This is a genomic window from uncultured Thiohalocapsa sp., assembly GCF_913063425.1.
Classification (GTDB): Bacteria; Pseudomonadota; Gammaproteobacteria; order Chromatiales; family Chromatiaceae; genus Thiohalocapsa.
On the sequence record NZ_CAJXYK010000005.1, the window covers coordinates 33,081 to 48,817 of the forward strand.

Here is a 15,737-nt window from a genome sequence, read left to right on the forward strand (position 1 = left end):
CGGCCTGCTGCGGCTGAGACGCTGTGCCCTGCGCCCGCTGGGAGCGCTCCCGCCTCTCGCGCCTTGATCATCGGACGCATCAGGATAGCTGCCCGGGGCGGCTGCGGCGCCTGTACCGGGCCACGCCCGAGCCTACCGAACGGTATCTGCCGATGCCCCGGCACAACCGCGGACGAGGCGCGCGTTTTCGCCGACACCTTGTGGACTCCTACCCGTGGCGAGCCCCTATGCTCACAAATCGGCCTGACTGGCCCGCACGCCCATGAGCATCGAATCCACCAATGACTGCGCCGGGGGGCTCTCTCCGCAGACGCCCCCTGCGCAGCGCCCGGCCGACGCCCGGTCGGGGCCGACAGCCTCCGCGCCGCCGGCAGCCCCGGCCCGTACCGTCAGCATGGCGACGCCAATGGCAACCCCAGGCATGGAAGTCCTTTTCCACGCCTCGCCCATGGGCGTCGGCTTCTCGGTGGACCGGGTCCTGTGCGAGGTCAACGACCGGCTGTGCGAGATGAGCGGCTATGCCCGCGAGGAGCTCATCGGCCAGTCGCTGCGCATGCTGCACCCGTCCGACGCCGCCTTCGAGGCCGTGGGCCGGGCCGTGTACCCGAAGCTCGCCGAGCAGTCGGTCGTGCGGGTGGATGCACAGCTCCAGCGCAAGGACGGGCGCATCCTGGACGTGGCCCTATGTCTGGCGCTGGTGGACCCGGAGGCGCCGGCGCGCGGGGTCATCGCCACGGTACTCGACGTCACCGATTACCTCCGCACCCAGGCCGAGCTGCGCGCAGCACGCGCCCGTCTGGAGACGGCGCTCGCCGCCGGCGACCTCGGGCTCTACGAAGGCGATCTGGTCACCGGCTATGCGGACGTGGACGCGCGCTTCCTGCGCCAGCTGGGCCTGCCGCCGGATACGGACATGACCGTCGAGCGCTGGCTCGGAATGATCCACCCGGACGACCAGGCGCGTCTGCGCGCGGCAGCCATGGACACCATGGCCGGGCGCATCAGCGAGTACGGCACCGAGTACCGCATCCGCCATGCCGACGGCGGCTGGCGTTGGCTGCTCGACCGCTGGCAGGTGTACGCCCGGGACGCGGGCGGCGAGGTGCAACGCGTCGTCGGCGTACATCTGGACATCACCGAGCGCAAGGCCGCCGAGCAAGCCGTCGCGGAGCTGAACCGCACCCTGGAGCAGCGGGTGGCGGAGCGCACCGCCGAGGTCGGCCGGCAAGCAGAGCAGCTGCGCGCCCTCGCGAGCCAGCTCACCCGCACCGAGCAGCAGGAGCGCACCCGCCTCGCCGGGGTCCTGCACGACCACATCCAGCAGCTCATCGTCGCGGCGCAGATGCAGGTGAACCGCACGGGCCGGGCGGGCGACGCCGCGAGCGTGCAGGCGGCGCGGGAGAGCGCGGCGGAGGTCCTGCAGCAGGCGCTGGAGGCGTCGCGCTCGCTGACCGTGGAGCTGTGCCCGCCGGTGCTGCACGAGAGCGGCCTGGTCCCCGCGCTGCACTGGCTCGCCGGGCGCATGCTGAGCCAGCAGGGCCTGCGCGTGCGCGTGGAGGCGGCGGCCGACGCCGAGCCCGCCGGCGATGAGCTGCGCTTCCTGTGCTTCGAATGCGCGCGGGAGCTGCTGCGTAATGTCGCCAAGCATGCCGGTGTGACGGAGGCCGAGGTGGCGCTGCTGCGCTCCGCCCTGGGCGACATTCATCTGTGCGTGTCCGACGCGGGCTGCGGCTTCGAGCCGGCGCACCTGCGCGAGCAGCAGCCGGAGGAGATGAGCTTCGGTCTGTTCAGCATCCAGGAGCGTCTCAAGCACATCGGCGGCTGGATGACGCTCGCCAGCGTGCCGGGGCAGGGCACGCAGGTGACGCTGGTGCTGCCCGCCGCCACAGCGCCGCAGCTGTCCGCGGCCGCCGCCGCCACCCGCGCCCGCAATGCTGCGGTGCTCGCGCAGCACACGCCGGCGACCTGCTGCCGGGTGCTGATCGTCGATGATCATCACATTGTGCGCGACGGGCTGGCGGGGCTGCTGCAGGCCGAGCCGGACATCGAGGTGGTGGGCGCGGCCGCCGACGGCACACAGGCCATTGCCCTCGCCGCCGAGCTGCTGCCCGACGTCATCGTCATGGACATCAACCTCGGCAGCGGCATCGACGGCGTCGAGGCAACCCGCCGCGTGCTCGCCCACAGCCCGGGCATCCGGGTTATCGGCCTGTCCATGCACTCAGACCGCGGCGTCGCCGACGCCATGCGCGCGGCCGGCGCCGCAGCCTATCTCACCAAGGGCGGACCGCCGGAGGACCTGATCGAGGCCATCCGCCTGCATGGCGACGCGTCGGGGTTGCGGGGCGTTTGAGCCCGGGCTGATCTCACGGCACCGCAAAGAGACTGTGCAAGCACCGGCTATCGCAGCACGCTCTCGGCGGGCACTTCACAATCTTTGCACAGCCTCACAGCGGTATCCCGAGCGCCAAGGCATCAGAGCGCGAAGATCGGACCCTGTAGCCGACTATGCTGGACGACGCCGCACTCGAGCAGCTGCACCGGCGGGTCGCCGAGCCCCTGCGGGCGGCGACGCCCGCCGTCATGCCGCTGGCCCTGGACGACGCCGACGCCTGCACGTTCTGGCGCGCCTGCGAGCTGTGCAGCTTCCTCGACCACCGCGTCGCCGATGCGGCGTCGCGCCCGGACCCGCGCAGCATGACCGCGGCGCACATCGACGCCTGGTCCCAGCGCCTGCTGCTGCCCGGCGAGCGCAGCACCGACCCGCGGCAGTCCGACTGGTACCTGTCCTACTGGCTCGTAGCCGACGGGGCGCGCGTGGGCACGATTGCGCTCCAGGTCTGGGACTCGGGCTGGGGCGAGCCGCAGCTGCGCTTCGCGAGTCTGTACCTGCTGCCCGAGCACCGCCGCCGCGGTCATGCCCGCCGCCTGCTCGCGGCACTCTACCGTGCCGTGGAGCAGGTGGGCCTCGGGTCATTGAGGCTGGAGACGGACTGGCTCTGGCAGCCGGCCGTGCGCTTGTATCTGAGCTGCGGTTTCGCGGTGGCCAACTGGAAGCACGCCCTGAGCCTGGTGCGCTGGCGCGGCGAGCCGCCGCCGCGGGTGCAGTTGGCCGCCGGGCGCATGACGCTGCTGCGCCCAGACGCCGAAACACCGCTCATCAGCGCCACCCGCGCCGGCGCACAGCTGCGCTGGCACGATTACCGCAGCGACGCCGAGCGCGCGGACAACCGCACCCGGCTGCGCTGGGAGCCGACCCTGGCGCTGTGGCTCGCCGTCCACGGCTGGCCGTTGATCCGCAGCCCACACACCTGGGCCGAGCGCCTGCGCTGGATGGACACCGGCTTGCCCGAAGGCCTGGCGCATAAGATCCAGCTCTGGGAGGCCTATGCCCGCGAGCATGGGCTGCCGGTTGCGACACCGCGCATCCCGGGCCTCAGCTATCCGAGCTGGGCGATGCTCCAGCGCGCGGCGGACGCGGACCTGTCTTGAGCAGATTGCCCGGCGCGGGGCACCAAGCACCGTATCGGGCGTAACCTGACAGACGAATGGGCGTTTTCCACCGATGCAAGGATGCACACATTCCGGGGCGGTTGTTAGCGTGGTGGGCTTGGGTCAACCCCGCATTCCCAACCATGTCGAAGCGCTCCATCGAAAGCACCGACCGGCAGTGCGGGGAGGCACTGTTGCGTGCCCGTGCTGAGATCTGGGAGGCCGCGGCCCGCGGCGACGCGACGCTGATCCTCCACACCGCGCTGTGCCACGCCCTCGCGCTCACCCGCAGCAGCACCGCCTTGCTCACCCTGCCGGCCTCGGCCGCCGGTCCACTGCGACCAGCGGCCGAGGCGCTGGTGGACGGCGACGGCCGCGTCTGCTGCAGCGTACTGCAAGACGCCGAGAACGCACCGGCCGGGGAGGCCACAGACGCATTGGCCCGTTGCCGCCGGCAGAGCCTGGGCGCGGCGGAGCTGGGCGCGCCTGTGGGTCTGCCCGCAGCGGATGGGGACGAGACGCAGCCGCGCACCCTGGCGGTGCCGTTGCTGCGCACGCGGGCCGTCGCTGGCGTGCTGGCCGTGGCGGACAAGCCGACTCGCTATCTCGGTGCCGAGGCCGAGCTGCTGCGCGGGCTTGCCGCCATGGCCGCCGACGGCCTGGATGCGCTGCGCGTGATCGGCACCGAGTACCGCATGCGTCACGCCGATGGCGGCTGGCGCTGGCTGCTCGATCGCTGGCGGGTCTACGCCCGCGACGAAGCAGGCGCTCAGCTGCGTGTCGCGGGCGTGCACCTCGACATCACCGAGCGCAAGCAGGCGGAGGAGCGGCTCGCGGCGCTGAATCGCAGCCTGGAAGTGGAAGTCGCCGCGCGCACGGCTGAGGTGCAACGCCAGGCCGAGCAGCTGCGCGCGCTGGCGAGCCGGTTGACGCGCACCGAGCAGCACGAGCGCCGGCGTCTCGCCACCATCCTGCACGACCACATCCAACAGCTCATCGTCGCCCCGCAGATCCAGGTGAGCCGCATGAGCCGGGCGGAAGACCCGACACGGCTGCGCGGGGCGGCCGAGGAAGCCGGCCGATCGCTCGCGGAGGCGCTCACCGCCTCGCGCTCCCTCGCCGTGGAGCTGAGCCCGCCCGTGCTGCATGAGCACGGTCTCATCGGCGGTCTCAACTGGCTCGTCAACCGCATGCGCGAGCAACACGGGCTCGCGGTGCGGCTGCGGGCCGATACCACCGCCGAGCCCGCGGACGACGACTGGCACGTGCTGCTGTTCGAATGCGTCCGCGAGCTGCTGCTCAACGTCGTCAAGCACGCCGGTGTCGAACACGCGGAAGTAACCCTCACCCGGTCCGACACGGACGCGCTGCGGCTCAGCGTCGCCGACGCCGGCGCCGGCTTCGACCCAGCCGCCCTGGCGACGGTGCGCCCTGAAGCAATGAGCTTCGGCCTGTTCAGCATCCAGCAGCGCCTGACCCACATGGGCGCGCGCATGGAGCTGCAAAGCGCCCCGGACAGGGGCACCAGGGTGGACCTGGCGGTGCCTGCGGCCAAGCACGCCAAGGCGGCAGCAGCGCCGGTGGCGGTCACCGCGGCAGCAGGTCCAGCGGCCATCGAGGTACGCCGGCGGCCGCGCTCCTGGGGCGTCCTCATCGTCGATGACCATCACATCATGCGCGAGGCTGACGCCGCCGCCTATGTGACCAAAGGCGGCCCCCCGGAGGATCTCATCGGCGCCATTCGCCGGCATGGTCGCGGCTGAAGCGCCTTGGGCCATGGCGTCGCGGGCTGCATGCCGCCCGGGGCGCAAAACGCAATCCGGGCTGAAGCGCCGGGTCACAGCCGCCATGGGAGCCCTGCCGGCGCCGGCTGCCGGATGGCACAATCGACGGTCACACGACCCGATCAGCCCGAGCCCGGAGCCCACCCTTGTCCACCACCCCCAGCACGCCCAACGCCGGCGACAACCCCGCCGACAACGTCGAGCGCCTCAACGTCCGCAACGCGACACCCGCCGACGTGCCCGCCATCCGCGCCCTGTTCGAGCGCGCCTACGCCGGCGCCGGCATCGGCGGCTACACCTCCGCGATGATCCGTGGGCAGATCAACAAGTTTCCGGAGGGGCAGTTCGTCGCGGAAGCCGACGGCAAGCTCATCGGCTTCTGCTCCAGCTTCGTGGTCTCTGGCCGGGTGGCGCTGAAGCCGCATGACTGGACCTGGATCACCGGCGGCGGCTATGCGAGCCGCCACGACCCCAACGGGGATTACCTCTACGGCATGGAGGTCTGCGTGGACCCGGACTACCGGGGGCTGCGCATCGGCCAGCGCCTGTACGACGAGCGCAAGAAGCTGGCCCAGGCCTGGGCGCTCAAGGGCATCATCTACGGCGGGCGGCTGCCCACCCTGCGCGACGCCCTGACCCGCGCCGAGAACCGCTACGAGACGCCGGAGGCGTACGTGGAGGCCGTGGAAGCCGGCCGCGAGCACGACCCGGTGCTGACCTTTCAGCTGCGCAACGACTTCAAGGTCATCGGCCTCATGCCCGGCTACTGGAGCGAGGACACCCAGTCCATGGGCTATGGCGTGCACCTGCTGTGGCGCAACCCGCAGGTATCCGACGAGCTCGAAGAGGCCCGGCAGAAGCACTACGGCGGGCGGCTCATGGAGACCGTGCGCGTGGCCACCGTGCAGTACCAGCAGCGCCGCGTGAAGTCCTTCGACGAGTTCCTGGACATGGTGCGCTACTTCGTCGACGTCACCTCCGACTACCGGGCGGACTTCTGCGTCTTCCCGGAGCTGTTCTCCCTGCAGCTCTTGTCCATGGAGGATCAGGAGCTCTCCCCCGCCGAGGCCATCGAGGCGCTCACCCGCTGGACCGACCCCATCAAGGAAGCGCTGCGGGACATGGCCGTGCGCTACAACATCAACATCATCGGCGGCTCGCACCCCACCAAGATGCCGAACGGGCGGGTGGAGAACATCTGCTATGTGTGCCTGCGCGACGGCGAGGTGCACGAGCAGCCCAAGATCCACCCCACCCCCAACGAGGTCTACTGGTGGAACATCGAGGGCGGCCATGAGCTTGCCGCCATCAACACCGACTGCGGCCCCATCGGCGTGCTCATCTGCTACGACGCCGAATTCCCGGAGCTGGCACGCCACCTCGCCGACCAGGGCGCGAATATCATCTTCGTGCCCTTCTGCACCGACGAGCGCCAGTCGTACCTGCGGGTGCGCTATTGCAGCCAGGCCCGCGCCGTGGAGAACCAGTGCTATGTGGTCATGTCCGGCAACTGCGGCAACCTGCCCAATGTCGCCAACATGGACATCCAGTACGCCCAGAGCTGCATCCTCACCCCCTGCGACTTCCCCTTTGCCCGCGACGGCATCGCCGCCGACACCAGCCCCAACGTCGAGACCGTCGCCTTCGCGGACCTGGGTCTGAAGGCCCTGCGCGAGGCCCGCTACGAGGGCACGGTGCAGAACCTGAAAGACCGCCGGCATGATCTGTACACCACCGTGTGGCGGGAGCGCTAGGCATTGGGGACTGTGTGCGAAACCTGTTCAACCTTGGGCGTTCGTTGTCGTTATGTTTCTGATCCCGGGGGTCTGGCCGATCAGCGGACTGCGCAAAGAGATCGCCATGCGCCCTGCGATGTCGCTGAAACCACCGGCTGAGAGTTAACCGATATCAGTCGGTCCCCGGCCGTGTGGTGCAGAGATGCGCACGCGGTCTGAACCGACGGTCAGGATCGCACCATCGGCAAGGACGTCCGTGTAGCGCTCGATGATCTGTGCCGTCAGGGCGATTCGCTGCGCGGCAGGCAGGTCGGGTAGGCGCAGGATGCCGGTGTGCGGCTCATTGTGGTGGAAGACGAGGAGCCCGAAGTCGTTGTCGATGGTAACGAGGATCCGTTGTTCGCGGACCGCCCAGCGCAAGAGGGCCTGGTCGCCGGGGTCCGGGACGATTTCGGTTGCCTCGCGAACGTCGTGGCCCTGATCCCGCAGCCAGTCGGCGAGTCGGCGTCCGGCGCAACGGTCAACGAGAAACTTCAACCGTGTATCGCGATGTGGTCGAGACGATCATTGGCGATCACGGCATGGGCGTAGGCAAGGCAGGCGTTGATGTCTGCGTGCTCCAACCCGGGGTAGTCGCTGAGGATCGCATCGGAGGATTCGCCCTGGGCGAGCAGGCTCAGGATCATCTCCACGGAGATACGCAGATCGCGAATGATAGGCTTGCCGCCGAACACGTCGGGGCGCGCGGTGATGCGTTGGAGAAGCTCGTCTTGAATCATGGGGTCGCCTTGGCGCTGATCGCTGCTGCCGAACCAAAAAAAGTCCTGTGGACGCCCACACCCGCAGTCTAGCAGGATCGAGCAGGCGTCAGGCGGGTCTGGCGCGCCTCATGAGACTTGCCCGGCCCAGCTCCAGCTCCCGGTTTCGCGCAACGACTTCAAGGTCATCGGCCTGATGCCCGGCTACCGGACCGAGGACCAGCAGTCCATGGGCTACGGGGTGCACCTGCTCTGGCGCAACCCGCAGGCGGCGGACGAGGCGGAGGAGACACGGCAGAAGCACTACGGCGGGCAGCTCATGGAGACCGTGCGCGTGGCCACGGTGCCGTGCCAGTCGAGACCGTCGCCTTTGCCGATCCCGGCCTCACGGCCCTGCCCGAGGCCCGTTACGAGGGCACGGTGCAGAACCTGAAAGACCGGCGGCATGACCTGTACACCACGGTGTGGCGGGAGCGGTAGCATGAAGGCGTTTGGCGGTCACAGCACGCTTCCGGGCCGCCGAGGTGCTGCGTTGGTCTACCGTCCCAGACCCTCTCGCGATTGCGCAGCGCCATCCTCGGCAGCGCAGCTGCATGTAACGCCGCCGTCCGCCGCTCAAACGCTCGGGACTAGCCGCTCGGACTCGGCTGCAAATGTTGCCAAGCAGCGGCGATCATCGGCGCGCATCGTTGCGTAGCCCGTCAGAACACGCTCGCGATGATCCGACACCACGTCACGGACCGCCGGATTGCCTCGCGGGATAAGGTGCTTGAGCACAGTGAGGCTGCATAGGCGACAGCCAACAGGAGCTGCACGCCTGGCGGCCGGGAAGGCATGGAGGTGCGCCAAGAGCTGAGACGGAGCTAGGCGACCTTGACGTGAAGCGTGGGATGTATCGTGAAAGGCGTGTGAACCTGAGCAAATCCCGTTTTGCGCAAGAACTCGATGAAATGTTGGCCGCCCTTGCCCTTATGCCAGGGAAGGTGCGTGCAGAACTCCTCAGTGTAGTCGAAGGATTCCGATACAACAAAAACGCCGCCCGGCCTCAGCGAGCTATGGAATGCTTCGACAAGGCGCTCCGGCTCGAAAACATGCTCCATGACCTCTGTACACAGGATGCAGTCGAGATCCGAGGCCAGCCGCGTCTCCTGATAGTCGAGTTCCGCAATTACAACGTCTGCCGCGCAGGCGGAAAGCATCCTTTGGGCAAAGGCTGACGTGCTCGACGGTAGGTCGGCGTACGTTCCGCCAAACCCTTGTCGCGCAGCCAGGGCGAGAAAGGTCCCAATGCCGGCGCCGTAGTCAAAGATCTGCCGCACGCCGAGAAGCCTCAGGTGCGACAACACCTCATGGTAATTGAATAGAGTCTGGACTTGGAAATTCGCGGCGGTGAGCTCCAGCACATAGGCGTATGTGGTGCGGTAAAAGTGTTCGACATCCGCCGGAACCCGAATGTCGAAGCCACCGCGTTCCCACGCCTCCCGAACAGGACGCTCAACCTTGACGTCACTATGCGTGTACCGCTCGCCGTCGTGCGTGTTGCAGAAGTCGACGGCCTCACCCACCAAACGGCACAGCGGGTGCGCAGCGTCATGGCCGGGGAAAGCTGCGTGCACGCACGTTGGAGTAAGGCATGCATCCAGGTCCCGCAACGCCGCCCAGGCTGCACACAGCTTGCGCGCCTTCAGGCGCGTGTCCGGAAACTCAGACGCCCACAGGAGCCGCAGCAGCCAACACAGCCGGGACTGTTCCCAGCAACGATAGGCGTCCTCTGTTGCAACCAGCAGGAGAAGCGCCCTGTCCACCTCCGACGTGACGCAGCGCAGCGCGCGTGTCGCGTCCGCAGCACACGCGGCCTCAGCGAGCTCCGTAAACGCCCGGCGCGCGGCGCTTACGGTTGTTTCCCTCGACGCCCAGGACTCCCACACCGGGCCTGTAACGGCAACGTCTACTGAAACACCCTCAACCCGAGCCGCATAGACCGGACCCGAAAAGAAATCGATGTCATACAGCTCTTCGTAATAGTTGGTCATCGCAAGCTACCGAGAACGCGGTCCTGCGCATCGAGCAGCAGAACACGATCAGCGGGGATATGGAGGGCAGCCTGCGCCCCTTCCCCCGCAAAACCATCACCCAGGCGGTCGCTGGTGACGGAAGCCCAGAGCATGCGAGCAGATGTGTCATCCGCAACGCACAACGCCAAAAAACGACGCCGACCGACGCTCACTACGCGATCGACGGTCACGCCGATGACAAGCGCGCCCGGTTCGGTGCTCTCCCGGTGTGGGCGGCGAGAGATGAAACTCGCGTCGTCCGCTCGCCACGCGACACGGGCGCACGCTTCGGGAAGCTGCCCACCTTCGGCAACGCCCGATACTGCCGCTTGCTTCACCACAGACGCGAGTGGCAGCCACTGTAAGCCAACCTCCAAAGCAATACCAGCCGCACGCGCAGTGCAAGGGGATTGCACAAGCCGCTCAATCGGCTCCGCTTGAATCAGCCTGCCGCCTTCCATCACTGCTATCCGATCAGCAGTCAGCATCAAGTCGTGTTCGTCGTGAGAGATGTAGATGCACGGCAACTGCCTTTCTCGCACCGACTCACGAACCAACTGCCCGAGCGCCAGCCTCAGCTCCTTGTTCAAATTGCTGAACGGCTCATCCAGCAACAACGCGCGACAATCCTTCGCCAACACCTTCGCGAGCGCCACCCGTTGCGCCTCGCCGCCGGAGAGACTCTCAGGCTTCCGGTGCCAGATCCGCTCGGGTAGATCCAATTGCTCAAGAACTGCGGTCGCACGGGTCGCCTTGCCAGGCGTCCGCACCTCGACCGAAACCTCCACGTTCTCCAACACCGTCATATGCGGATACAGAGGGAAGCCCTGCTGGAGAAAGCCTACAGGTCTCATCGCCGCCGGAATGCCCCCGAGCGACTCCCCGTGCAGGCGGATCCTCCCACTGTCCGGCACCAACAGCCCGGCTACGACGCGGGCCAACGTGGACTTGCCTGAGCCCGATGGACCGAATAGACCTACGATCTCGCCCGGGGCGACAGACAAGGACACATTATTCAAAATGCGCCTGGCCCGAAAACCGAAAGACAGGCTATCGAGTATGAGCATAACGCGCCATGCCTAGAACGATCGCTGAAGACAGCATCAGGGCTCTGGCGAGACGGGAGCCGCGGCCGGCGCGCCGGTCATGGTGTTCTGCTGGGAAGACGCTGTGTCACTGGCCGGGTTCGCACTATCTTTTGCGCTGACATACATTATCAAAACCACCACCAACACTAGCCCTGTAATTCCGGCAGACGTCTTTTCCCCCACGATCCGATAGGCCAACACGAAAACGGCGCCCCACAACAACAACAAAGCGGCCGAGGAAAATGCCCCGGCCAGATCTGTGCTAGACATCCACAAGACGGAGACGCTGTCCGGAAGATGCCAGAGAACCGCCGCTCCGGAAACGAGCAAGAGAGAAAATACCGACAGCCCGAGGCTTGCGTGAACAGCCTCTTCTAACCGACGCAACCGCGCCCAACTCTGTAAACTTCGGCGGCCCGCGGCAAGCTTAGGCCACTCTTCCTCAGACCACGTCTTTTCTATCAAGGCTAACACCTTCTGCGCAATAGGTACGCCCTCATCGTCTAAATTGGGGAGAATCCGCTCCATCTTTTGTTCTAAACCGCTCGCAGAAGCGGCGTCTCCTAGATGGTCCGCAAAGGAGACCGTCGCCAAAGACTCGGCTAGGCCAAGCAACTCGCCGCGAAAGGTGCCGTAGTCTTTCAGGATAGACACTAATCCAGCAGCGTCGGATAGGTCCTCACCTCCGGCGGCAACCGCAGACAAAGCCTTGTTAAGCTCGTTGGGCTCTATGTCTCCGCCGTTTCTATACTTACGCACTTGATCGGCAAGAAGCCCCACCTTATCAGCGAAGGGTGCAATGCACTGATGAACGCGATCTTGCGCCGACCGCACCAACCCAGATATCGCCGCAGCTGCCGCCAGAGAGATAGCCAGGATCGATGCGCCCACACTGCCCACGAAGCTGATCAAAAAATCGCCAGTGGTCATTGTTACTCCTCCCCGTCTTGTTGTCTCTTCGCACCGAACGCCCAGCCCTCTCGCAAACAGACGCTGCGAAGTCGTTGCTCAAGAGCTTCAACGCAACCTTCACTTAGGCGAAAAATGGTCGAGTCCCAAGCTTTGTTAAACGCTATCGCCTCGTTTATGAGCCGAGGAGCGTCCGAAAGAAAACCGTGCGTCTGACGTCTCAATACCTCTCTGTCCCAGTGCTTACCCGGCCTAATGCCCCCCGCGGTCGCACCCACGTTCATTCTAGTGGCCCAGGCGGCGACTTCGTCCAAAACAGAGTCCAGCCAAGCTTCCAATTGAACACGCAACTCTTCGGCTTTTCGGTTCGTTAAGTCTCCGTCCTGCTTCCTCCACCAAACGGCCCGGTACCAGAATAGCGCGCAGAAGTACGTGCGAGTGATCTCGGACACAGCCTCTTCGAGTTTTCGCCACTGCGGGAATGCTGGCCGAACCGCGAACTGGCCCCGGTCTGGGATAAGGTCAGGTAGGCCCCTTTTCGACTTCTCAGGTAAGCCCCCTTCCGACTTCTCAGGCAGGCAACCGGAGAAATCGGCAGCCAAAAAATACTTCCGAAGAAGCCCCGCGATCTCGGTGGCTTTCTCCGCCTCTTGGGACGAGTTGTGAAGGCGGTTAAGAACAGCGATGCAATAACCACCAATGCAGGTCAATGCAGAATTGTCTTCGCGACCCCTGGCAGGATGCTTGGAAAAGAGGGGCAGATTATCGCTGACGTTCAGCTTCTGAAAGTAAACGCCCTCTATCGGCAAGCATGGATCGAACCAGCATTTATACAAACTGCGGACATCGGCTGCACGTTGCTGATCCAAGCATAGCGTCAGAACGGGCGCGAAGCAGAAAGCGACCTTGAACATGTACTCGATTCGGCGCCGCAACTCTTCTCGGAACCCTCGGTCGGGGAAGAAAATCCTATACGTCTCCCCACCAGACTGTCCTGGGTCGCGCTCCACTCGCAACAAAGACCGCCATTCTCCATGCAGTTTGGCGGTGTAGGCGAATAGTGAATAAGTCACATGCGCGCCACTTGCCAACTGCATGGGCACGATCGGTCGTTCGGCGTCGTTTGTGGGAGGTACAAAGAAATCTGCTTCAAACTTAAGCTGGTCAGCCGGTTTGTCGCCACCAACTTGGCCTATGGCTCGTTCGACTAAACCTACGAGGTCAACGATGCATGGTCGATCCTGGCGAGCCCACTGGCGAATTTCTTCGCGCAATGGATGTGAGCACGTGGAGAATGATTTGGAACGCGCCGGCAGATGCCAATTCAGAGTAATTGGTAGCACAATTGGCGAAAGTTTATGTGTATCTATAACACCTGGTGTCTGTTTGCCTCCTTTCGTTGAGAACTCCAGTTCGTGAGTGCTAATCGATTTAAATTGTTCCTCGGCTTTATCAGCCAAGTTTGCAAATGGTGCCTTCCCGTACTTCCATATCGGTACTAACAGCCCCTTATCGTAGTAGCTGCCCACATCAATAGAGTCCAGAAGCACGAAGTTCGTAGAGTGGAGCGCTCTGCGCATTTCGTCGTGGAGGAGATCACAGTACGTGTCGTATTGAGCACAGTCCTTCTCGGACGGTGCCACGCCGAACCACACGCCCTCTTGGCCGCCGTCGCGGGCTAAGCGTGAGATCGTTTTTGCAGCTCTCTCGCCGCCGGTTGTTTGTAAGGTTATTGGGAGGCGACTCCAGTAAAAAAAACGGTAGTGGGGGTGGGGGCTAGTCGATAGACAATCCCAGAGTTTTCGGAGATCGTCGTCTGATCTGACGAGGCTTTCAAGCATTTGCGAGACCGTACCACCATCCTCGGGGTCGGGGAGCAATGCGTCAGCGAGTTCCGCGACAATGCGATGCGGGTTATCGCTAAAGTGGCCAAATAATTCCTTTCTATACAGAAGCGTTAGTGTGCCGACCAGCGCAACGAACGCGGAGCGCAACTGGTCGTTTGATTTGTCCACAATAATACGTTTTAAGTAGTCCCCTGTCTGTGTAACAGTCGGAACCTTATTCTCTTCGAATACCGTCTCTTGTTTGTTCACGCTTTCCAGCGCTTCGCGTAGCGCAGCTTTGTAGTTCTCGCTTCTCAGCGCTTCGCGTAGCGCAGCTTCGTAGTCCTCACTTCTGCTCACTTGCGGCACCTCGACGATCTACGCTTTCGATGATATGGATCTGAGGCCAACAATCACGCCCGCTATCACGCCCGGCAATGAAACCACGAATGACGCTGCTGCGATCATCGCCCAGTCCCGTCCCAGATTGGTCGTGAAAGTTGCAATCTGCACCACGGCGGGGAACGACTGCCGCGAACCAAGCGAAAACGGAACCAGAAAGTTCCCCCAAGCCAGCGCCCAGGCCAATACGAATACCACCACGAGTTCGACACTGACATAGCGCCCGGTCCTGCGGATGCAATCCAGCAGGATCGTACCGTCCGTTGCGCAGAGTTGCTGCATATTGCGGATGCGCGGCGTCGCGAGCATGTAGCAGGCCCAGGCGGCGACTGGTAGAGTCCCAATGAACAGAAAAGTACAGATCAGCAGCCATTCCGGCAGGCGTATCGGCATGTTATGGAGCAGGACCAGACCGGGCATGAGTAGGTAGGTCTGCGGCAGGAGAACTAGCGTAAGCAGAACGAAGGCGAGCCCGACGCCGTTTTTCCGTGGCCAATGCGCCGTCCAGACCGCGAACGAGAATGCGATGACGGTACTCAGCGCCGCGACCAGTGTTGCGTAGAGCACGCCGCGGCCAACGCTCCGGCGGAAGTCCATGGCTCGCTGGCCGTCGTCGAACAGTAGGCGGCGAAACCCTTCCCAATCCACGCTGCCGGAGAGCGCTTGGCCGAGATCGATACCCGAGGAGCGCGCTCCTACCCAGAGCATCAACGCTGGGACGAGCAGACAGAGCGCCGCGTAAACACTCAGCGCGAAAGCCCGGGCGGTGCGACGGCCGTCAGTCGTCATCGCGCAGCATTTCCTGTGCCTTTGACTTGATCATCAGCACGATGCCGAGGACGAGGGGGAGGACGAAGAGCGCCTCCAGTGCCGCCTGATCCAACCGTGCGAACTCGAAGATCTGGCGGTGGTTCCAGGGCGACCAGAGCTCGGCAACGAAGCCGGCGCCGCCGGCGGTGAGCTCCATGGCCAACTCGTGCTGGCGAAAACCAATGAGAAAGCTGAGGCTTGCGACCAGCAGCAGTTCACCACGCATGTACGGGAGATAGGCTAGGCGGACAGCTCGCCCGAAGGAACGGAAGTCCAGCAGAATCTGCGCTTGCTGCCCAGCCGGGATACTCGCGAGGCTGGCATCTGCAACCACCGTCATGACCGGCAGCCACTTCAGCGCCGCCACCATGATGACCGCCAACAGCGCCGACGGGCGATCGATCAGCAATGTGCTCGGCAATGCCTGACCTAACAATCCGACGGACGGGTCTAAGACCATGCGGGCGGCGACGCCGAACGCGAAGTCCGGTATCAGCAAAGGGATGGCGCTCAGGGCATAGATGAAAGGGCTGCCGGTCAGCGCCAGATGTTTGAACAACAGTGCGATCGCGGCACTGCCGCCGGTCAGCACGAGTGTCAACCCGCCAGCCACCCACAGCGAGTTGGCCAGCGCCTGCATGTGACGAGGGTCGCTCCAAGGCATCACAAGCGGACTGGCGCTTGTCGACGGTGCCCAGGGCACAAGCGTATAGAGCACAAAGAGGAGCGGTCCGGCTGCTCCAAGTACGGCCAATAACACGCCAACGACGGAGACAGTCCTCACCAAGCGTGCCGGACCGCCGAATAATTCCTGAAGCGTAGCCAGCCCCATCCCCGATGGCCTCTCGCCCCCTTGATCGAACAGGCGCCTCTGGTAC

Annotated in this window: 13 protein-coding genes; 5 read left to right on the forward strand and 8 right to left on the reverse strand. The window is 64.7% G+C overall.

Annotation, left to right across the window (positions count from 1 at the left end):
- Positions 1 to 406: 406 nt before the first annotated feature.
- The 4 genes from QZ607_RS03640 to QZ607_RS03655 all read left to right on the forward strand — a co-directional run bounded on the left by QZ607_RS03640 (position 407) and on the right by QZ607_RS03655 (position 7,030).
- Positions 407 to 2,353: a PAS domain-containing protein gene (locus QZ607_RS03640; RefSeq protein WP_295879767.1), complete on the forward strand. Its 1,947-nt coding sequence runs from the start codon at positions 407 to 409 to the stop codon at positions 2,351 to 2,353.
- 155 nt (positions 2,354 to 2,508) lie between these two features.
- The gene (locus tag QZ607_RS03645; protein WP_295879770.1) at positions 2,509 to 3,492 is read left to right on the forward strand and encodes a GNAT family N-acetyltransferase; all 984 of its coding nucleotides are present in this window, start codon (positions 2,509 to 2,511) and stop codon (positions 3,490 to 3,492) included.
- Positions 3,493 to 3,635: 143 nt separating this feature from the next.
- A complete protein-coding gene (locus tag QZ607_RS03650) occupies positions 3,636 to 5,255 on the forward strand; it encodes an ATP-binding protein (protein WP_295879773.1) in 1,620 nt (539 codons plus the stop codon).
- Between the two features lie 167 nt (positions 5,256 to 5,422).
- Complete coding sequence (locus QZ607_RS03655; protein WP_295879775.1) at positions 5,423 to 7,030, forward strand: bifunctional GNAT family N-acetyltransferase/carbon-nitrogen hydrolase family protein; 1,608 nt, start codon at positions 5,423 to 5,425, stop codon at positions 7,028 to 7,030.
- 144 nt (positions 7,031 to 7,174) lie between these two features.
- On the opposite strand, the gene QZ607_RS03660 is transcribed toward QZ607_RS03655, so the two are convergent.
- Positions 7,175 to 7,549: a DUF5615 family PIN-like protein gene (locus tag QZ607_RS03660; protein ID WP_295879777.1), complete on the reverse strand. Its 375-nt coding sequence runs from the start codon at positions 7,547 to 7,549 to the stop codon at positions 7,175 to 7,177.
- Positions 7,546 to 7,791, reverse strand: a complete 246-nt coding sequence (locus QZ607_RS03665) for a DUF433 domain-containing protein (RefSeq protein ID WP_295879780.1) — start codon at positions 7,789 to 7,791, stop codon at positions 7,546 to 7,548. Before QZ607_RS03665 ends, QZ607_RS03660 begins: the two co-directional genes overlap by 4 nt.
- A 327-nt stretch (positions 7,792 to 8,118) precedes the next feature.
- Between QZ607_RS03665 and QZ607_RS03670 the strand changes: the two genes are divergently transcribed.
- Positions 8,119 to 8,250 (forward strand): hypothetical protein, encoded by a 132-nt coding sequence (locus QZ607_RS03670; protein ID WP_295879782.1) that lies wholly within the window; start codon positions 8,119 to 8,121, stop codon positions 8,248 to 8,250.
- A 383-nt stretch (positions 8,251 to 8,633) separates the two neighbouring features.
- Here QZ607_RS03670 and QZ607_RS03675 read toward each other — a convergent pair whose 3' ends face one another.
- The 6 genes from QZ607_RS03675 to QZ607_RS03700 are packed head-to-tail and all read right to left on the reverse strand — an operon-like array spanning position 8,634 to position 15,499.
- Positions 8,634 to 9,803 (reverse strand): methyltransferase domain-containing protein, encoded by a 1,170-nt coding sequence (locus QZ607_RS03675; protein ID WP_295879783.1) that lies wholly within the window; start codon positions 9,801 to 9,803, stop codon positions 8,634 to 8,636.
- Complete coding sequence (locus tag QZ607_RS03680) at positions 9,800 to 10,891, reverse strand: ABC transporter ATP-binding protein (RefSeq protein ID WP_295879785.1); 1,092 nt, start codon at positions 10,889 to 10,891, stop codon at positions 9,800 to 9,802. The genes QZ607_RS03675 and QZ607_RS03680 overlap by 4 nt, the downstream gene beginning before the upstream one ends.
- 36 nt (positions 10,892 to 10,927) lie before the next feature.
- Positions 10,928 to 11,842, reverse strand: coding sequence for a hypothetical protein (locus QZ607_RS03685; RefSeq protein WP_295879788.1), 915 nt, complete (start codon positions 11,840 to 11,842; stop codon positions 10,928 to 10,930).
- Between the two features lie 2 nt (positions 11,843 to 11,844).
- On the reverse strand, positions 11,845 to 14,007 hold the full coding sequence (locus tag QZ607_RS03690) for a hypothetical protein (RefSeq protein ID WP_295879790.1): 2,163 nt from the start codon (positions 14,005 to 14,007) through the stop codon (positions 11,845 to 11,847).
- An 18-nt stretch (positions 14,008 to 14,025) separates the two neighbouring features.
- Positions 14,026 to 14,838 carry a hypothetical protein gene (locus tag QZ607_RS03695; protein WP_295879791.1) on the reverse strand — a complete coding sequence of 271 codons (813 nt, stop codon included), beginning with the start codon at positions 14,836 to 14,838 and terminating at the stop codon, positions 14,026 to 14,028.
- Positions 14,828 to 15,499 (reverse strand): hypothetical protein, encoded by a 672-nt coding sequence (locus QZ607_RS03700; RefSeq protein WP_295879793.1) that lies wholly within the window; start codon positions 15,497 to 15,499, stop codon positions 14,828 to 14,830. Before QZ607_RS03700 ends, QZ607_RS03695 begins: the two co-directional genes overlap by 11 nt.
- Positions 15,500 to 15,737: the final 238 nt, after the last annotated feature.